Annotated in this window: 12 protein-coding genes and 2 pseudogenes; 4 read left to right on the forward strand and 10 right to left on the reverse strand. The window is 60.3% G+C overall.

What is annotated here, in order from left to right:
* Positions 1-95: 95 nt before the first annotated feature.
* The 4 genes from IEX72_RS06275 to IEX72_RS06290 form a co-directional block, all read right to left on the reverse strand.
* Positions 96-1,202, reverse strand: coding sequence for an IS630 family transposase (locus IEX72_RS06275; RefSeq protein WP_188786530.1), 1,107 nt, complete (start codon positions 1,200-1,202; stop codon positions 96-98).
* Between the two features lie 270 nt (positions 1,203-1,472).
* Positions 1,473-4,004 carry a DEAD/DEAH box helicase gene (locus IEX72_RS06280; RefSeq protein WP_188786531.1) on the reverse strand — a complete coding sequence of 844 codons (2,532 nt, stop codon included), beginning with the start codon at positions 4,002-4,004 and terminating at the stop codon, positions 1,473-1,475.
* Between the two features lie 2 nt (positions 4,005-4,006).
* Positions 4,007-5,452 (reverse strand): ribonuclease H-like domain-containing protein, encoded by a 1,446-nt coding sequence (locus IEX72_RS06285; RefSeq protein ID WP_188786532.1) that lies wholly within the window; start codon positions 5,450-5,452, stop codon positions 4,007-4,009.
* 329 nt (positions 5,453-5,781) lie between these two features.
* The gene (locus IEX72_RS06290) at positions 5,782-7,347 is read right to left on the reverse strand and encodes an AAA family ATPase (RefSeq protein ID WP_188786533.1); all 1,566 of its coding nucleotides are present in this window, start codon (positions 7,345-7,347) and stop codon (positions 5,782-5,784) included.
* 318 nt (positions 7,348-7,665) lie between these two features.
* On the opposite strand from IEX72_RS06290, the gene IEX72_RS06295 reads away from it, so the two are divergent.
* Positions 7,666-8,235 carry a hypothetical protein gene (locus tag IEX72_RS06295; protein ID WP_188786534.1) on the forward strand — a complete coding sequence of 190 codons (570 nt, stop codon included), beginning with the start codon at positions 7,666-7,668 and terminating at the stop codon, positions 8,233-8,235.
* Between the two features lie 39 nt (positions 8,236-8,274).
* Complete coding sequence (locus tag IEX72_RS06300; protein ID WP_188786535.1) at positions 8,275-8,808, forward strand: vWA domain-containing protein; 534 nt, start codon at positions 8,275-8,277, stop codon at positions 8,806-8,808.
* Positions 8,809-9,286: 478 nt separating this feature from the next.
* On the opposite strand, the pseudogene IEX72_RS06305 reads toward IEX72_RS06300, so the two are convergent.
* Positions 9,287-9,544: pseudogene (locus IEX72_RS06305) on the reverse strand (transposase); the annotation flags it as partial.
* Between the two features lie 417 nt (positions 9,545-9,961).
* On the opposite strand from IEX72_RS06305, the gene IEX72_RS06310 reads away from it, so the two are divergent.
* On the forward strand, positions 9,962-11,347 hold the full coding sequence (locus IEX72_RS06310; protein ID WP_188786536.1) for a PQQ-dependent sugar dehydrogenase: 1,386 nt from the start codon (positions 9,962-9,964) through the stop codon (positions 11,345-11,347).
* 805 nt (positions 11,348-12,152) lie between these two features.
* Here the strand turns inward: IEX72_RS06310 and IEX72_RS06315 are convergent.
* Complete coding sequence (locus tag IEX72_RS06315) at positions 12,153-12,620, reverse strand: hypothetical protein (RefSeq protein ID WP_188786537.1); 468 nt, start codon at positions 12,618-12,620, stop codon at positions 12,153-12,155.
* Position 12,621: 1 nt separating this feature from the next.
* Between IEX72_RS06315 and IEX72_RS15530 the strand changes: the two genes are divergently transcribed.
* Positions 12,622-12,735, forward strand: a complete 114-nt coding sequence (locus IEX72_RS15530) for a PGF-CTERM sorting domain-containing protein (protein ID WP_188786538.1) — start codon at positions 12,622-12,624, stop codon at positions 12,733-12,735.
* A 159-nt stretch (positions 12,736-12,894) separates the two neighbouring features.
* On the opposite strand, the pseudogene IEX72_RS06325 reads toward IEX72_RS15530, so the two are convergent.
* The 4 genes and pseudogenes from IEX72_RS06325 to IEX72_RS06340 form a co-directional block, all read right to left on the reverse strand.
* Positions 12,895-13,020 (reverse strand): annotated as a pseudogene (locus tag IEX72_RS06325) (IS6 family transposase); the annotation flags it as partial.
* 196 nt (positions 13,021-13,216) lie between these two features.
* On the reverse strand, positions 13,217-13,993 hold the full coding sequence (locus IEX72_RS06330) for an SDR family oxidoreductase (protein WP_188786539.1): 777 nt from the start codon (positions 13,991-13,993) through the stop codon (positions 13,217-13,219).
* A gap of 390 nt (positions 13,994-14,383) precedes the next feature.
* Complete coding sequence (locus IEX72_RS06335; RefSeq protein WP_188786540.1) at positions 14,384-14,977, reverse strand: response regulator; 594 nt, start codon at positions 14,975-14,977, stop codon at positions 14,384-14,386.
* Positions 14,978-14,987: 10 nt separating this feature from the next.
* Positions 14,988-15,248 (reverse strand): HalOD1 output domain-containing protein, encoded by a 261-nt coding sequence (locus IEX72_RS06340; RefSeq protein ID WP_188786541.1) that lies wholly within the window; start codon positions 15,246-15,248, stop codon positions 14,988-14,990.
* Between the last annotated feature and the right edge of the window lie 58 nt (positions 15,249-15,306).

Genomic DNA, 15,306 nt, shown 5'->3' on the forward strand with positions numbered 1-15,306 from the left:
GCGGAAACTGTGACAAGAGCGGCTCGTTCAGATGGCCCCCGTGGAGTGCTGTTGCTGACGAGTCGCTGGCCCGAGGCCGCTGGCTGGCATAGTGACTAACGCAACTTCTGAATGAATCCGTCGAGGTGATTTTCGATCCAGGAGCCTGCGAAACTCAACTGGTCGGTCAACTTTGTGAAGATCTCATCGAGGAGGGCGCGGTATTCAGCCGCGCCCTCCACGATCAAGGGCGAGGATTCCCATTTGAGGCTCTTCCAGACCAACTCGATTGGATTGAGATGTGGCGATCCCACTGGAAGGAAGATGAGGTCGATCCCGAGTTCGTGGGCGCGTTTGCGCGTATGCGCACAGATATGTGACGAGAAGTTATCCAAGACGAGCAGAATCCGTTCGCCCGGATTCTGCTCGCGGATCGCTTCGAGACACGCGCAGATCTGCTCCTTCTCTTGTGTGGGTGGGAACTGGAGGACACTTTCGCCGTTGAGCGCATAGAACCCGGCCGCTGGTGTATCGATTTTCACCAGCGGCCGGGTGATCGTCGGTTCGTTCACTGTGTAGAGCCGCTGGGAATTGTCCCACGGTTGCGGGTGCGAGATATCGAAAAAGCCGACCGTTGTCCCGCCATCGGTCCGGATATCGTCATCAACCGTCCAGTCTCCGTCTTTATCATCCTCAGGCTGTTTGTTGTGTGGCTCGTCTGTCTCATCCTCGGCGAACGCGTCGGCAACGCGTTCGTCGAGGATTTCGTCAGCATTCTCTGGTCGGTCTGGCCTCTCGGTACGCGGAATCGCGTACGAGAGGCCGAGATCATCGAGGAGTCGCGGCAGATAGTTCGGATGGAACTCGACATCGAACTCTTCATTGATGAGGTGCTGAATCTCCTGTTTCTTCCAGGGTTCGCCGTCTTCGAGCAGGTCAAGGAGCCGCTCTCGTTGTCCCTCGTCGAGCTTCGGGGGCCGGCCGCCCCCGAAGCTCGGTGTCAGGAGTCCGAGACCACCCTTATTCCAAAGCCTAGCCCACCGACTCCCGGTTGATTGGGACATCCCGACATCGTCGGCTGCATCTTCGAGTGATGCGCCCTTGTACAGCCGTTTGACGAAGGTGAGCCGCTTGCTCACCTTCTCGCTATCAGTCTCTGTGAGCAAGCGGTCGAGATCGTCCTCACTGAGGTGACGGACGATCTCTTTCTCTCGTCCCGTCATTGCCCTACCAACTCAGAGTACACCTAAATCTTCTGTGAACCACTATACGCGTTCTGGTGCAGACGGCTGGCAAGCAGTGAGGCGTTCGCGGCGGTTGCGCCGTCGTGAGCAGACACCGCAGGAGCGAGCCTGTGAGCGACGCGCCGCGTCGTTCGAGAGAGCGAGTCCATCGAGTTGAGGCCGCGGGGGCTTCCACACGCGTCGCCCTCCGGTTCTCTCCGATTTCGCTCCTCACTACACAGTACTCTCTCAGCCGACAGGCGGCCACTATCACCGTGTGTCGAAGGCTGCCACCAGGTCATCGAGAATCATCGTCCCGGTCGCAGTATCGAGCGGATCGTTGTTGTTTCCGCAGTCTTCGCTCATCACACAGAGCGGACAGCCTCGACGACGGCCGCACTCACAGTCCGCTATGTGGTCACGCGTCCTGGCGGCTAGCGTCTCGAGGTGGTCGTATATCGCCTTCGAGAACCCGATCCCACCGTCGATGCCATCGTAAACAAACCACGTCGGCCCTGGAATCGTCTCGTGTGGGTGCGACGGCGTCGAGAGCCCGCCGATATCGTGATTATCAATCATTAGCTCCAACGGCGCGAGTTGGATGATGCCGTGTTCAGCGGCGTGGAGCCCGCCGGCGTACGTGTACCGCGCTTGTTCCATCGGCACTCGCGGATCATCGCCTGCCCGCTCCGTTGGTTCCAACAGCGGCACACCGAGAGCGTTAATCGTCGTTCGCAGGTGGTCCTCCGGCAGCGAGACCCACAGGAGCTCGGTGTGTAAATCAAGCGGTGGTGTCTCGGTTGGGAGCGGCCCATCGATGAGTTCGCCGGTTCGGTAGTCACGAACCATGTAGCTCTCATAGGTGATCCGGACTGTCCCGGTCCCGAAGTAGCTGTCATACCCACCCGCCAGCGGCGTGTGATCCGTGACCTCGAGGTTGTGAACCTGCTTGGTCGACAGCGTCTGCGTGTAGCGAGTGGTCGCCACTTCTGTGACCTGAATTCGTGGGTGCGGCCGGCTGTGGTCCACCTCGGTTACTTCGTACTGCTGGCCCGCGTGAAGGAACAGCGCCCCCTCGTGGTAGTCGCGGTAGGCTCGTTCTGTCGCGACCGGGTCGTGTTCGATTTCGCCGTTGGTACAGATCACCTCGTAGTCGGTGCCCGTTGTTCCGTACAGCGAGATCCGACTCTGGGGACGCCGAGCGCCGGTGTAAGTAACACCACCGGCGTCGAGACCCCCCGCCTGCTCGAGGAGCCCGGCGTCTTGCCACATCGCAGTCATCTCCCGGAACCGGTCGTCACCGCCGAGATACGGCGCATCCGCAGCCGTCAGCGGACGCTCTGCGGCCGCCGCGAGCAGGTGATCCGCGAAGACGCGATCGTTATCGATCGACACCACCGCATCCTCTACGGTATCGGCATCGAACAGGTAGCCCGGATTGTCGAGGATGTAGGCATCCATCGCGTCTTTGCCACCGACAAGCACCGAGAGGGCGTCGCTCGTCCCACGACCCGCACGTCCGATCTGTTGCCAGAAGGACTGTTTGGTCCCCGGATACGAGTCCGTCACCGTGGCGTCCACCGACCCGATGTCGATCCCCAACTCCAGCGCGTTCGTCGAAATGACCGCGTCAAGATCACCACCTTTCAGCTGGTTTTCGACGGCTCGGCGCTTCCGCTTGCCAAGGCCTGCGTGATACGGCTCAACGTCGATGTGTCGATGACGTGGATGGTCGGTGACGGCTTCGATCGTCTGTTTTGCGCCGATCTCCGTTCCCTGTCGGGCGGTGGTGAACTGTAGGGTCTGGATCCCGTTGACCGCCAAGTGCGCCGTCACAGACGACGCCTCACGCGCACTGGATCGACGCGCCTGTTCGAATCCCTCTACGAGATCGCCGCTGCCGTCGTCGCACCCTTCGAGCGCCTCCCGGTTGAGCGGCGGCTCCCACAACACGATATCGCGAGTCCCGCGCGGCGACCCATCCTCGCTGATGACGCTGAATTCAGCCCCAGTCAATGTGGCGGCGTGCGTCGCCGGATTCCCGATCGTCGCAGTCGTGATCACGAACTGTGGATCCGAATCATAGTGCGCGAGCACGCGACGGAGCCGGCGCAGGATCCACGCCACGTGCGTCCCCATAACCCCGCCGTATTCGTGGGCTTCGTCGATCACCACGAGTTCGAGATTACTGTAGAAGCGGTGCCATCCGCGATCGTTGCTATGGCGTGGCAGATAGACGTTCAGCCCGGCCGGGTTCGTGAGGATCACGTTCGCGTTCTCACGGACAGTCTGCTTGCGCTCGTCTTTGGTGTCGCCATCGTAGGTCCCAACGTGGGTGTCGAGACCCAACTCACCGCGCAGCCGGTCGTTTACCGACTGTTCTTGATCGTTTGTGAGCGCTTTCGTCGGGAACAGACAGAGTGCGGTCGCAGCCTCGCTCGCGAGGTGATTCCGTGCGATCTGTAGCTGGTAGATGAGCGTCTTCCCCGACGAGGTCGATGTCGTAATGACCACGTTCTCGTCGGCGGCAAGCAGATCCAGCGCTTCGGCCTGATGCGAGTACAGATCGTGGCCGAGCCGCGACGCGATTGGATCCCGAAGAACGCTCCCGGGAGCGACAGTCTCGGCCGACTGGGCGTTGAGTCGTTCACTGTGGCGGATCTGTTCACGCCACTCCGGGAACGACTCTTTGAGGTGTGACTCCGAGAGGATGCCTCGGTGATGAGCAGTCCCCCCGTCGGGCAGCAGCGACGTGTTGGGTGCGGTCACGTGTTTGGATCGAGGTGTATCGGTATCAGTCATACTCACGAAAAGTCAGCAAGCGAGCCTTGTGAGCTGTTCTCACCGGTCGGTGTCTTCAGTTCTGCGTCCTGTCGCGCGGCTGTGTCGAGGTGCTCGTAGATCGTCGCAAGCGCTCGCACGTCGTCTTCGCAGTACCGTTCCAGCCGATCCCAGTCCGGTTCAGCAGTCGTTCCGGCGCCCGTCGCTCCGGCAACCTGGCTTCGGTACGCCGTGTATAGCGCGGCAACCGTGGCGCCGTCGATCCCGTTCGTCGACGGCTCCCAGCCGAGTGCCTCAGCGACGTGTTCGAGCTTGTTCGTTCGGCCTGGCAGTGCTGCGTTGCCGCCGTTCTTTGTTGTCGCCCACCACAACGCGTCGAACTGGTAGCGGTCAGTCCACCTCTCGACTAACTCAGGGTGGTGTTGCCGGAGTTGGTCGGTGATGACCGGAAAGTCGAATCTGTACCCGTTCCACGCGACGACCGGCCGGCCCGTTGCGGCGCCGGTGAGCCACGTCAGAAACGCCCTCAGGTGTGACCCATCACCGACGGCCCGTTCGCGGAAGCTCATGTAGTGACCATCCTCCGGGCCGCCGTCGAGAACGCCAATCAGCCACGCGGTCGATGGATGCAACCCGTCCGTCTCGATGTCGATAAACACCGGGTCTTGGTTGGGCAACGAGTCATCACCCGTCGGGAGGACACTGTCCGTTGCCCGTGCCTCGGCGGCTGTCCGGACGGTGTTCGCGGAGGTTCGACCCAGCCCCGACAGGTCGGTGAGTTCCCGGAGCGGCGTGTCAGCGAGTTCACCAACGGTCGTGATACCGGCGTTACGTAACGTCTCAAACCGCGCTGGGCCGATCTCTGGAACACCCCGTAAGCCGAACTGCCGTGGATCAATCTCGGAGACATCGATCGCGCCGTTTGAATAGACCGCAACAAGGGTTGCGTGTGCCGTCTCGGCTGTCGTCCCGACACCGAGGTCGGCGTTGGATGTTCCGATACCGACGAACTGTGCGTCACCATCGTCCGTCTGAACCCGTGTCGTCGTGAACCCGGCGCGTAACGCCGTCGAAAGGTGGATTGTACTCGCCGTCCACCACCGGTCTGGAATTCGGCTGCGGTAGCTGCTCACGTCAGCAAGCGTTGCCGACCGAGCATACGGATTGACAGACAACGAGACCGTCTGGTTAATCACACAGATCTGCGCGGCCGCTACCGGGGTGCCCGAACCGCCGCCACCGGACGCCCGCTCCACCTGCGTCCGAATCTGCTCCGGGGCGAGCGGCTCTTCGCCCATTGGCAGCGTTAGTACCGCACATCCACTGTCGTTTCCGACCGACACGTCCGGCCGCATCCCGGTGCCGGGTTCGAGAATGTCGACATCAAACTCCCGTCTGAGCGACGGCCCGACGACGCCGGCTTGTGGCTCCGTCGCAACGACCACATCAGGACTCAAGCTAGCAACCATCGCTGAGATGGTTCCGCGGTGGAACCCGTTCACTGCGGCCCCTGAAACCGCAAGAATTCGCGTTGGAGTCTCATCCGGGGGTGGCAACGCCGGACGGTCCGGGTTCGTTCTCCCACCGTCGGTACAACGCTGAGGTGGAGCGGCGCAGTCGGTACGCCGGGCGGAGTCTGCCCCGTGTTTCATCCCTACACGCACGTGGATCCGCGCACATATGAATCTTCGATGCGCAGCGTGAAACTGGCTAAACGGGGGGTGACCGACTGCGCACAGCCGGTGGACAATCGTACCGCCGCCCGGTCGGTGAGCTGTGGTGGCGACCGGACGCCGGATCAACACAACAGGAGGTATAGCCAGTAGGGCAGTTGGATGATGTTGGCTCCGTGTCGTTGGATGGGGTTTGTGCCGCGGGCGGTATCCCCGACAAGCACGAACCCGAGCGGAGCCTCGTATGTCTCTTGGAACTCCGCGATCGCGGCTGAAGCTTCTTCACGATCCTGTGACCGGTAGGCTACGCCGACGGGGACCGGGGTATCAGCGATCTCGAAGACGAAATCGACTGTTCCGTTCCGCCCGCGCCAGAACTGAACCGTCGGGGCTTCGTCGGTTCCTTGTTCGGCACGTATACCGTACACGAACCGCATCGTATGGTCAAACGCAGCGATGCGCGCTAACTCGGCCTCGCGGGCGAAGTCATTCTGCAGCGGTGTGGCGTCGCCGTCGGCAAGCGCAGTGACAAGCCCCGTATCGCGGAGATACAACTGGACGGACCGCGGCCGGCTGTTGTCGTACTCCGTGGTCCCCGTGAGAACATATAATTCGGCTAGTGCCGGTAGGTAGCTATCAGCGATGGTCCGCCGGTCGACGTCGAACAGTTCGACGAGGTCCTGATACCGGAACGGCTCAGCGCCCCGGTTTCGGGCGGCGAGTGCACAGATGCGTTCGAGATCTGCGATCGTCTGAATCGACTCGAAGCCGGGGACCTCCTGGTACAGGGCGTTGCGAACGTCACCGCGCAACCGCGCGTAGTCATCGGGCGTCAGATCCGCCGCCGACTCGGCCGCCCCGTCACGATCGTAGCTGATGATCCCGCCCATTGCGAGGTAATCGACGACCTGTGAGCTGATGCGCCGTTCGGCATCTGCGACGTTCTCGTACTTCTGCCGGAGCTCCGCGACGAGTGGCGCAATCTCGCCGCTCCGGAGAGCTGCTGGCAGGCTGTTTTCTCCGGTCCGGAGTGAGGTGGGGCTTACGCGAGTGTCTTCTTGTTCGAGATCCGGATACAACGTGAAGAGGTAGTCCCGAAACTTTTCGGGGAGAATAGGTTGGACATCGTAATCTTCGGCCGACACCGCGACGCTTTCGAGCTCTCGTTCGGCCTGGATGCCGGCGCTGGCGGTCACGGCGACGTGTCGTCCCGGAACGTCCTCGAGCAGTTCCACGGCGGGGGAGCCCCATCCGTCGATTGTCGGCTTGTTCGAGTGCTCAATCTGGTGGACGTCGTCAAGCAGGATGAAATGTGGGTGGTCCGCCTCTATGCGGCCGAGAACCCTGCTCTCGTAGTACCGAACTGCGCGTCGCAGCTGTTCGTCCGATTGGAGTTGATAGAGCGGGTCGGCGTCGAAGGGTAGGTACAGGAACCGTTCCGGGTTGTCGCCAGTCTCGATGCGATGGTGAATGAACTGGTGAAGGAGCGTGGTTTTCCCGACGCCCCGCCGCCCAACCAGGCCGAGAAGCGGTTGGTCCTCGAACTGGCTGCCGGACGCGTCGGGACGGGCGAGGTGATAGAAATCGCTTTTTTGCCGTGCCGGGAGTGAGAATGCTTCTGTCCCGTGTTCCCACCACGGATTATGATCGCGAAGCGCCCGGACGAGGGCGTCACCAGCGTCGATAGACATAGGTTTGTTGACTGTCTCACGGCCCTCTTCGTAATGATTGTTTCGGCTCAATACCCGACAGTGTAGCGAAGGTTACATACTACTAATCCGTCCTCCAGCGTATAGTATTCTACCAAACACACCACAAAAAACACTGTGATGAGTCTTTATTCTCTAATATCTGCTCTATCTTGCTCATTGTCGAAGCATTTATCATATCTTAGCGCACACTGATGAGTGTGAAAGTGGATAGAGACGCATCGTAATGATGATTACTCCCCTTTCGTTTCTGGGGCGAGCGCACACACTGTCGTCAACCACCCGTTGGCTGTCCGGGGAATGGCAAGCCACACAGACACCATAGATACAATGTACGCGGACATAGAAGACGGGAAGCGTCACGATATCGCGGTCGAACTCGTCACCCGGCGAGCCATCGACTGCGACGGAGAACACGTCCACCGCTTGTTGGTCACCGATCAATCGGGGAGGCAGTTCACGGTACTCGCCACGCCTGACAGCGAGGCACTCCTGGGGCTGAAAACCGGTGGAACTCACCGGATCTCGGGGCTGCTGGGCGCTGTTCCTCTCACCTCCGGAGACGACATCGGGGCTGTGTGCCCTGATTGCGGGGGGCAGCTTCGACCGGGACAGGTCGTCGATGCGGCTGGAGCAGCCGTCACGCAAGCCGCGTCACAGCTCTCTCTCGACGAACCGTTCGGAATCATCGATGTCAGAACGACCGTCCGTCGCGTTCGGGATGACCGCTCGCTGGTCAACGACTGGACGCCGATGGACGACGACAGGTCGGTCTCCCCCCCAGACTACGTCTGTGCGTCCTGCGGGTGCCGCGTCGACGCGTACGAACTTCGGGAGGCCGCCGAAACCGACCAGATGCTCGAAAATTAGGTGACGGAGAGCGCATCACCGGCGCCAGCAAGTGCTGACATGGCGAGCCCGGAGACGGTCGGACCCGCCGCGGGCGGTGCGAAAGACCTGGCCAACTTTCGGGAAAACGTCGCGAACGGGTATACGCCACAGCCGGCGGCGATCAGCGACGAGGGGCTGTTCTACGACTACCATTTCGAGACGGGGACGCGGACCGAATCGGACGCCCTGTTCGCGCCGCGCTACGCGGCTGCCGTGAGTGACCACCCGATCAGTGGGGAGACCGAACGCTACCTGTCGGTGGGGCTGGATTCGACGCTCTCGGTCGACGAGTTCGAGCGGCCCCGGCTGAATCTCGTCGCCGTCCTCGACGTCTCCGGGTCGATGGACAGCGCCTTCGACGCGTACTACTACGACGAACACGGGCGCAAGTGCGAGGCTGAGGACGATGCGGCGACGAAGCTCGACGCGGCGACCCAGTCGCTGTGTGCGCTCACCGAGCAGCTCCACGCCGAGGACCGTCTGGGGGTCGTCCTCTATCGTCTGCCGTTGTATCTTGCCCAGACGATTGGAGGTCCCGAATTATGTCGATGACTTGGCGTCCGTGAAGATTGATACTGTCGGCTATAGTCGCGTGACGTATTTCGACACCCCGGGGTGTCGAAAATCTTCACGTAGTTATAGCCGACAGTATGAGGAGAATATGCCGAGCAAACTCACGATACAGTTGATTTTCGTCATCTCTCAGTTCGTATAGTCGCTCACCGAGATCGGTGAAGCGGAAATCGTCGATAACGAGCTGATATCCCTGATTCTTGAGTCCCAGTACGACCAAGCGTGCACGTTCCTCGGGGTTTCAAGAGCTCTCGAAGAATCGCTCAGCAACGACTAACTGGAACTCCGCTTCTTCGCCTTCGTGTTCCCCAACCAGCTCGAGGACTGCTGCAAGTTTCGTGTATTCTCCGGTTTCAGTATCGAGCTGCGCCGGGCTCAACGCATCTCCGAAGGGGAAGTCAGATTCATTCCCAGTTATCAATAAGTATTATTATTCGAGCGTGTCACAGAATCCATCTCATAGTTTCCCGCGGCCCGGTTCAATCCCTCGCTCGTAGGTGGTGGTGGCAACGACGAACCGTACACAGAGCGCAAGGAGCACTTCTGTTTGTGCCTAGACGCGGCTTCGGGCGCGAACGTGCCCGAGGACGCAGTCTTTGACCACGTTGTTGGATGGTTCGACGCCTGTCCGGTGGTTGTACGTCTCGTTCAAGATGGATTGCTTCAGGTGAACATCCTCAGTGTGTTCGGTGATGCGGTCTTCGACCCTATACTCGGCAATATCAGCCGCACTAGGGCCTGCTGATGCGGTTTTGTGGGATATTCGAGTGTGGCGTGTTCGATTGCCCGGTTCGATTGCCCGGTTCGATTGCCTGTTCTGATTGCGTCTGCTCTTTCACCGACCCGGGGGCATTGGGGGTCGATGGAAAGCACTGAGCGAGCCTGGCCGTCTGTGCGTCTCTAATGGCCGATATGGCTATGCTTTCAGACGGACCCTTAGGTGGGTGAAGCTCCCTAATCGATGTTTTGGGTTCAGATATCATAACGGTAACCGTCTGTGTGAAAGCGCAGCGAAGCGAGCACCCTGGAACGTCTCGCGTGTGTCAAATCGAGGAAAGCGGACTTTCCGACGGAATCCGGCAGGGCGTGCGGGACCAACATACTTTATTCGATACTGTCCTGTGGTTGATGTATGACACGCGAGCCGCGTCGCTCTCGCTTCCCGCGCCGGCGGTTCCTTACGGCAGTCGGAATCGCGGGCGCTGCGGGGTGTGCCTCGTCCGGTGGAGACGACAGCGGCACCGACGGAACCGGCAGCGGGGGCGGCACGGCCGCCACGCCTGTCGGCGGGGCCGACAGCGAGTCCGACCATTCGACTTCGGCGGACGGCCCTGATTGGGAGGCCCCGAGTGACTCGCCTCAGGTCGACTTACAGGTTGAGACGCTGATCGAGAACCTCGAGATTCCTTGGGATATGTCGTTTACCGGCGACGGATCGCTGTACCTGACCGAGCGCACGGGGCGGGTCGTGACGTTCGACTCCGGCGATGTGTCCGAGATCGCCCGTCCGCAGGACGCCATCAACGCTGGAGCCCTGGAGCCGGGGAGCGAGGAGAAACCGTGGTGGGTCGACGGTGGCGAAGGCGGAACGCTCGGGATTGCAGTCCATCCCGCGTTCCCCGACGAAGAGTACGTCTACGTCTACTACACCGCGACGAACGGTGAGCGGAAAAACCGCGTGGTCAGGATGGATGTCCGTGCCGACGACCCAGCTGCGACCGAAGAAGTGCTCGTCGGCGGAATTCCGGCGAACGATTTCCATAATGGCGGGCGCGTGCGCGCAGGCCCTGACGGAAACCTCTGGATCACGACTGGCGACGCCGGCGCGCCCGAACGGGCCCAGGACCCGTCGTTTCTCGGCGGGAAGATACTGCGAATTACGCCCGAGGGCGACCCGGCACCAGGTAATCCGGACCTTGGCGGGGACCCGCGGGTGTTCAGCTACGGTCACCGCAACCCACAAGGGATCGACTGGCTGCCCAGCGGCGTCCCCGTCGCGACGGAGCATGGTCCGACCGGACACGACGAGGTAAACGTTCTGCTGCCGGGGGCCAACTACGGCTGGAACGTCGCACGTGGGGGACCCGACAATGACCGGTGGGATTCCTACACAGCACACGAAGAGTTCACTCCGCCGGTGCTCAACACCGGTCCGGGCACAGTCTGGGCCCCGACGGGCGCGACGGTGTACACCGGCGACGCGATTCCGGCGTGGCAAAACCGGCTCGTCGTCGGGGGCCTGATCAGCCAGTCGATCTGGGTTGTTACCATCACGCCGTCGGGCGGTGAGTTGCCCCCTGTCGGCGAGGGGGGACGGCGGTACGACGCCGACTGGATGCACCCGGACTACACCGCGACCGCACACCGCTTCCTCCAGGACGAACTCGGCCGCGTCCGCCACCTCGCCCAGAGTCCGGAGGGAGAGCTGTACGCCATCACATCCAACCGTGACGGCCGCACACGCGGGAAATTCCCTCGCGAAACCGACGACGTTCTCGTCCGGCTGACAGTCCGCTAAAAATATCGGTGCAGTGATAATTACGGAACGCGGTGCAAGGTACAGGGTATGTACTCAGCAAGGGCGGGCCTGTGTGACAGCCAGTCGTTTTCTGCCTACCAGCGGCGGGTGACCCGCACCGACTCGCGTGTATCAGGAGCGACGCTGGTGCACTCGTCGGATGAACAATCTACATCAACTGGAGAAGGGCCACTTTTGACCGTATATTTATATATGTGAAACATAACAGATTTCACAACCTGAGCGTGGGAGTGACTCGGCCGCACTGGTTCGGTTCCGAGACCCCCAAACGGTTGACGGCCAACAGACGAACGTCAAACCTCGTCGGCTGCCACGGTCAGTACCCAGATTACGGCTTCTCACGTGTGCGAGGGGGATCAAGCACGCCGGGGGGCGGGCGATCACCAATGAATCCACCGACCGACGACGAGACGGGCGAGCATAAGTATCCTGACCGACTGGCGAACCGTGACCCGACAGACAGCGACTGGGTGTATGGTCTCGTTTTGCTGACGCTCGTCGCTCTCGCCGTGGCCGGCGCGACCACGGCCGGGGGTGCGGGCGCGACGACTGACACGGTCGATGGCGGTGACGAGGGGGCGTCGCTCGCGGCCGCAACGAGTAGCCACCCGGTCGCCAAGTGTTCGGTCTCGGATACGAGCGTCCAGCCTGGAGAATCGGTGACGCTCGATGCTTCAGCATCGGAGAATGTCGACGACTACCAGTACGACAAGTTCGGTGGTAGTTCGTTCGGTGGGTATACCACCCAGAGTTCGCGGACGGTTTCGTACGCCGAGCCGGGGACCTACGACCCCCGGGTGAAGGTGTGGTCGTACAGCGATAGCGAGGAGAGCGATATCGCGGCTTGTGGCACGGTCACCGTGAGTGACCCGACGCCAACACCCACACCCACGCCGACGATCACTGCCACGCCGACGCCAACACCCACGCCGACGGTCACTGTCACGCCGACGCCAACACCCACGCCGACGATCACTGTCACGCCGACACCCACACCCACGCCGACGATCACTGTCACGCCAACACCCACACCCACGCCGACGGTCACTGTCACGCCAACACCCACACCCACGCCGACGGTCACTGTCACGCCGACGCCAACACCCACGCCGACGATCACTGTCACGCCGACACCCACACCCACGCCGACGATCACTGTCACGCCGACACCCACACCCACACCGACGGTCACTGTCACGCCAACACCCACACCCACGCCGACGATCACTGTCACGCCGACACCGACTTCCACAGTGGGTACATCGGGACCGAAAACCACTAGCGAAGAGGCGCCCGGCTTCGGCGTGGGGGCCGCTATTCTGGCTTTGTTGAGTGCTACCCTTTTTGCAAGACGTAATCTCGACTGAGCATCAACTGATTTTCAAGCCGGGGTCACCTTCGTCACCGAGTGGTAACGCCACTGTATCGGCCGCTCTCACCGAGCCGGTACCTCAGACCCGCCGGGTGGTGGGGGCAGTGAAGCGACAAGACACTACGCTTGACGAGCTGGATCAAATAAAGGCAATATTCGAAAGTGATAGGTCAGCACGATTGAGCTTAATACCGAGTTTCATCAGTAATCTCGGTGTCGCCTCTCGTTCCACAAACTCTAGTTCAATCTCGTTTAAACAGCCGTTGATACTGTCGGCTATAGTCGCGTGACGTATTTCGACACCCCGGGGTGTCGAACATCTTCACGTAGTTATAGCCGACAGTATGAGGCGGTCGTTTTCGGGCATAGATCACTCAGAAAACGAACCGCCTCGCTCTTCATCCTTATCTGAACACCGCCCGCTGGGATGGATTTATGTGATGGGTATCTGGGCGCTACCCGAAACGACTACTCAGTCATCCGGAGTTTGTCATTCCGCCATCGACGTACAGTGATTCCCCACTGACGTAGGACGCGAGATCGCTCGCGAGGTAGAGTGCGGCGTCAGCCACATCCTCCGGTTGGCCGAGTCGGCGCAGCGGGATCGTCTGGCGATAGCCCTCTTCGGCTTCTGTCCCGACGATTTCGACGTCCTCCTTGAGCATCGCCGTCGCGATAGCGCCCGGATGGATCGCGTTCACCCGGATACTTTCCGGCCCCAACTCGTCAGCGAGCGCGTACGTCATCAGCCGGACCGCACCTTTCGACGTACAGTAGGTGACAAAGCCCGCACTTCCTTCCAGACCGGCGTTACTCGACATGTTGATAATGCTCCCGCCGCCGTTCTCTGCCATCTTGCGGGCAGCATACTGTGCACCGAAGTAGACGCCCTTGACGTTGATGTCCATCATTTGGTCAAAGGCGTCTTCACTGGTGTCGATGAACGTCTCCTCGCGGAAGATACCCGCGTTGTTCACCATCACGTCGATGCCTCCGAACTCGTCCGCGGCATCAACGGCGGCTTCGAGATCGTTGAGGTTCGTCACGTTACACTCTACGTACGTCGCATCCACGTCATACTCGTCGGTGACGAGTTCGTGAGTCGGTGTGCCACCCTCTCGCGGTGTTTCCTGAATATCGGCGGCAACAATGTCTGCACCCTCCGCGGCGTATGCCTCCGCGATAGAGCGTCCGTTGCCGCTCGAACCACCAGTGATCACGGCCGTCTTCCCGTCAAGCAGGGGACCTGACATAGCGTATACAGTAAGTCCTTCTTTCTACATAAATCTTTGTGATATAGTCGAGATCCGCGTCAACCTAGAGAACGAGTCGGAGGAGCTCTGCGTGTCTATCCCGGGACTCGACCGCCGCAGCGGATCTACCAAGTGGATGAAGCCGAGCCTGCACGGATCCCTGCCGATCAGCCGGCGGAAAACGCCACCCAAACCGCGAGACAGCAGCGTTATGATAAGTGAATGCTAAATTGCCGTAATATCAACTGTTCTGCCTTGTGAGGCACTGAAACCGCCGCTGAGTCAAACCCCGAGGCGTCACCGTGTCGGGTCGGCACCACACCTGCGGGCGGATACAAATCCGAGAGTCTCAGCGATCCAGACGGTGGTTGAGTCGGCCTCTCACACACGTCAGAGCTGCTCTACAGTTCGGGACCCGATACGCTGGTCTCTGACCAGCATATCGACCTGATACTCCGTCTCAAGACGCTGGAGTGCGGTATCAGCGTCCTTCTCTAACTCACGTATTTTTCGGAGGAGGTTGCTGTATCGGTCGTCTTTTGCTAGCGCTGTTCTGTCAAGGTTCGCTTCTAACGTGGCTTTTCTCGCGGTGAGTGAGAGAAATTCTGTGAGTGAGTCTTCGTATGTGAGAACCAACTCTGCGGCTTCCACGGCTTGAAGCAGTGTTGTCCGGTCAGTTGGTTTGAGAAGATACTCATCCACAGCAATGGAAGCTAACTCTTCCGTTGGCTGAACGGCTGTTACCATGATCACCTGCTGGGCGTCACCGTTTTCGCGAATTGAGTGGAGCACATCCGTGCCGGAAAGTCCCGGCATCTGACGATCCAAAAGGACAATGTCAATCGACTCCTCGGCGAAAATCTCCAGTGCATCTTCCCCGGAGTAAGCCACATAAACCTCAAACTGCTCCTGTAACCAAATACCAAACAGGTCAGCGAGATCCTGTTGGTCATCAACGATGAGAACAGTACTGGACCGGTTCATTCGCTCTCGCTTACGCATCCCGTTCGACAATGACACGCACCGCTGATCCGTATAGAACCGTCACGAGAGCGTCCTGAAAGAGAAACTCCACAGAGGGCATGTGGCTCGTCTTCTCAACTGCACGGGTTTTGAACAAGCCGTCGAGCTTGTCTACATCGACGAACTCAAACACTGGGGGAGATTCGCTGAGGTCCGGCCAGTCGTTGACCGCTTCAATGAGCGTTTCAATAACCGCGTCCGAAACGCGAACGGGTCTGTCGAATTCGCGCACAATCTGGGAATCCGTACTCCATCCAGTGGGTTCAGACCTTCGGTGCGGAGAGCTCTGG

Source organism: Halobellus salinus, from assembly GCF_014646875.1.
Taxonomy (GTDB): Archaea; Halobacteriota; Halobacteria; order Halobacteriales; family Haloferacaceae; genus Haloquadratum; species Haloquadratum salinum.

Bases quoted from the DNA above. Each gene is read 5' to 3' on its own strand.
- IEX72_RS06275 (WP_188786530.1), bottom strand. From the start codon at position 1,202: ATGACGGGACGAGAGAAAGAGATCGTCCGTCACCTCAGTGAGGACGAT.
- IEX72_RS06280 (WP_188786531.1), bottom strand. From the start codon at position 4,004: ATGACTGATACCGATACACCTCGATCCAAACACGTGACCGCACCCAAC.
- IEX72_RS06285 (WP_188786532.1), bottom strand. From the start codon at position 5,452: ATGGTTGCTAGCTTGAGTCCTGATGTGGTCGTTGCGACGGAGCCACAA.
- IEX72_RS06290 (WP_188786533.1), bottom strand. From the start codon at position 7,347: ATGTCTATCGACGCTGGTGACGCCCTCGTCCGGGCGCTTCGCGATCAT.
- IEX72_RS06295 (WP_188786534.1), top strand. From the start codon at position 7,666: ATGGCAAGCCACACAGACACCATAGATACAATGTACGCGGACATAGAA.
- IEX72_RS06300 (WP_188786535.1), top strand. From the start codon at position 8,275: ATGGCGAGCCCGGAGACGGTCGGACCCGCCGCGGGCGGTGCGAAAGAC.
- IEX72_RS06310 (WP_188786536.1), top strand. From the start codon at position 9,962: ATGACACGCGAGCCGCGTCGCTCTCGCTTCCCGCGCCGGCGGTTCCTT.
- IEX72_RS06330 (WP_188786539.1), bottom strand. From the start codon at position 13,993: ATGTCAGGTCCCCTGCTTGACGGGAAGACGGCCGTGATCACTGGTGGT.
- IEX72_RS06335 (WP_188786540.1), bottom strand. From the start codon at position 14,977: ATGAACCGGTCCAGTACTGTTCTCATCGTTGATGACCAACAGGATCTC.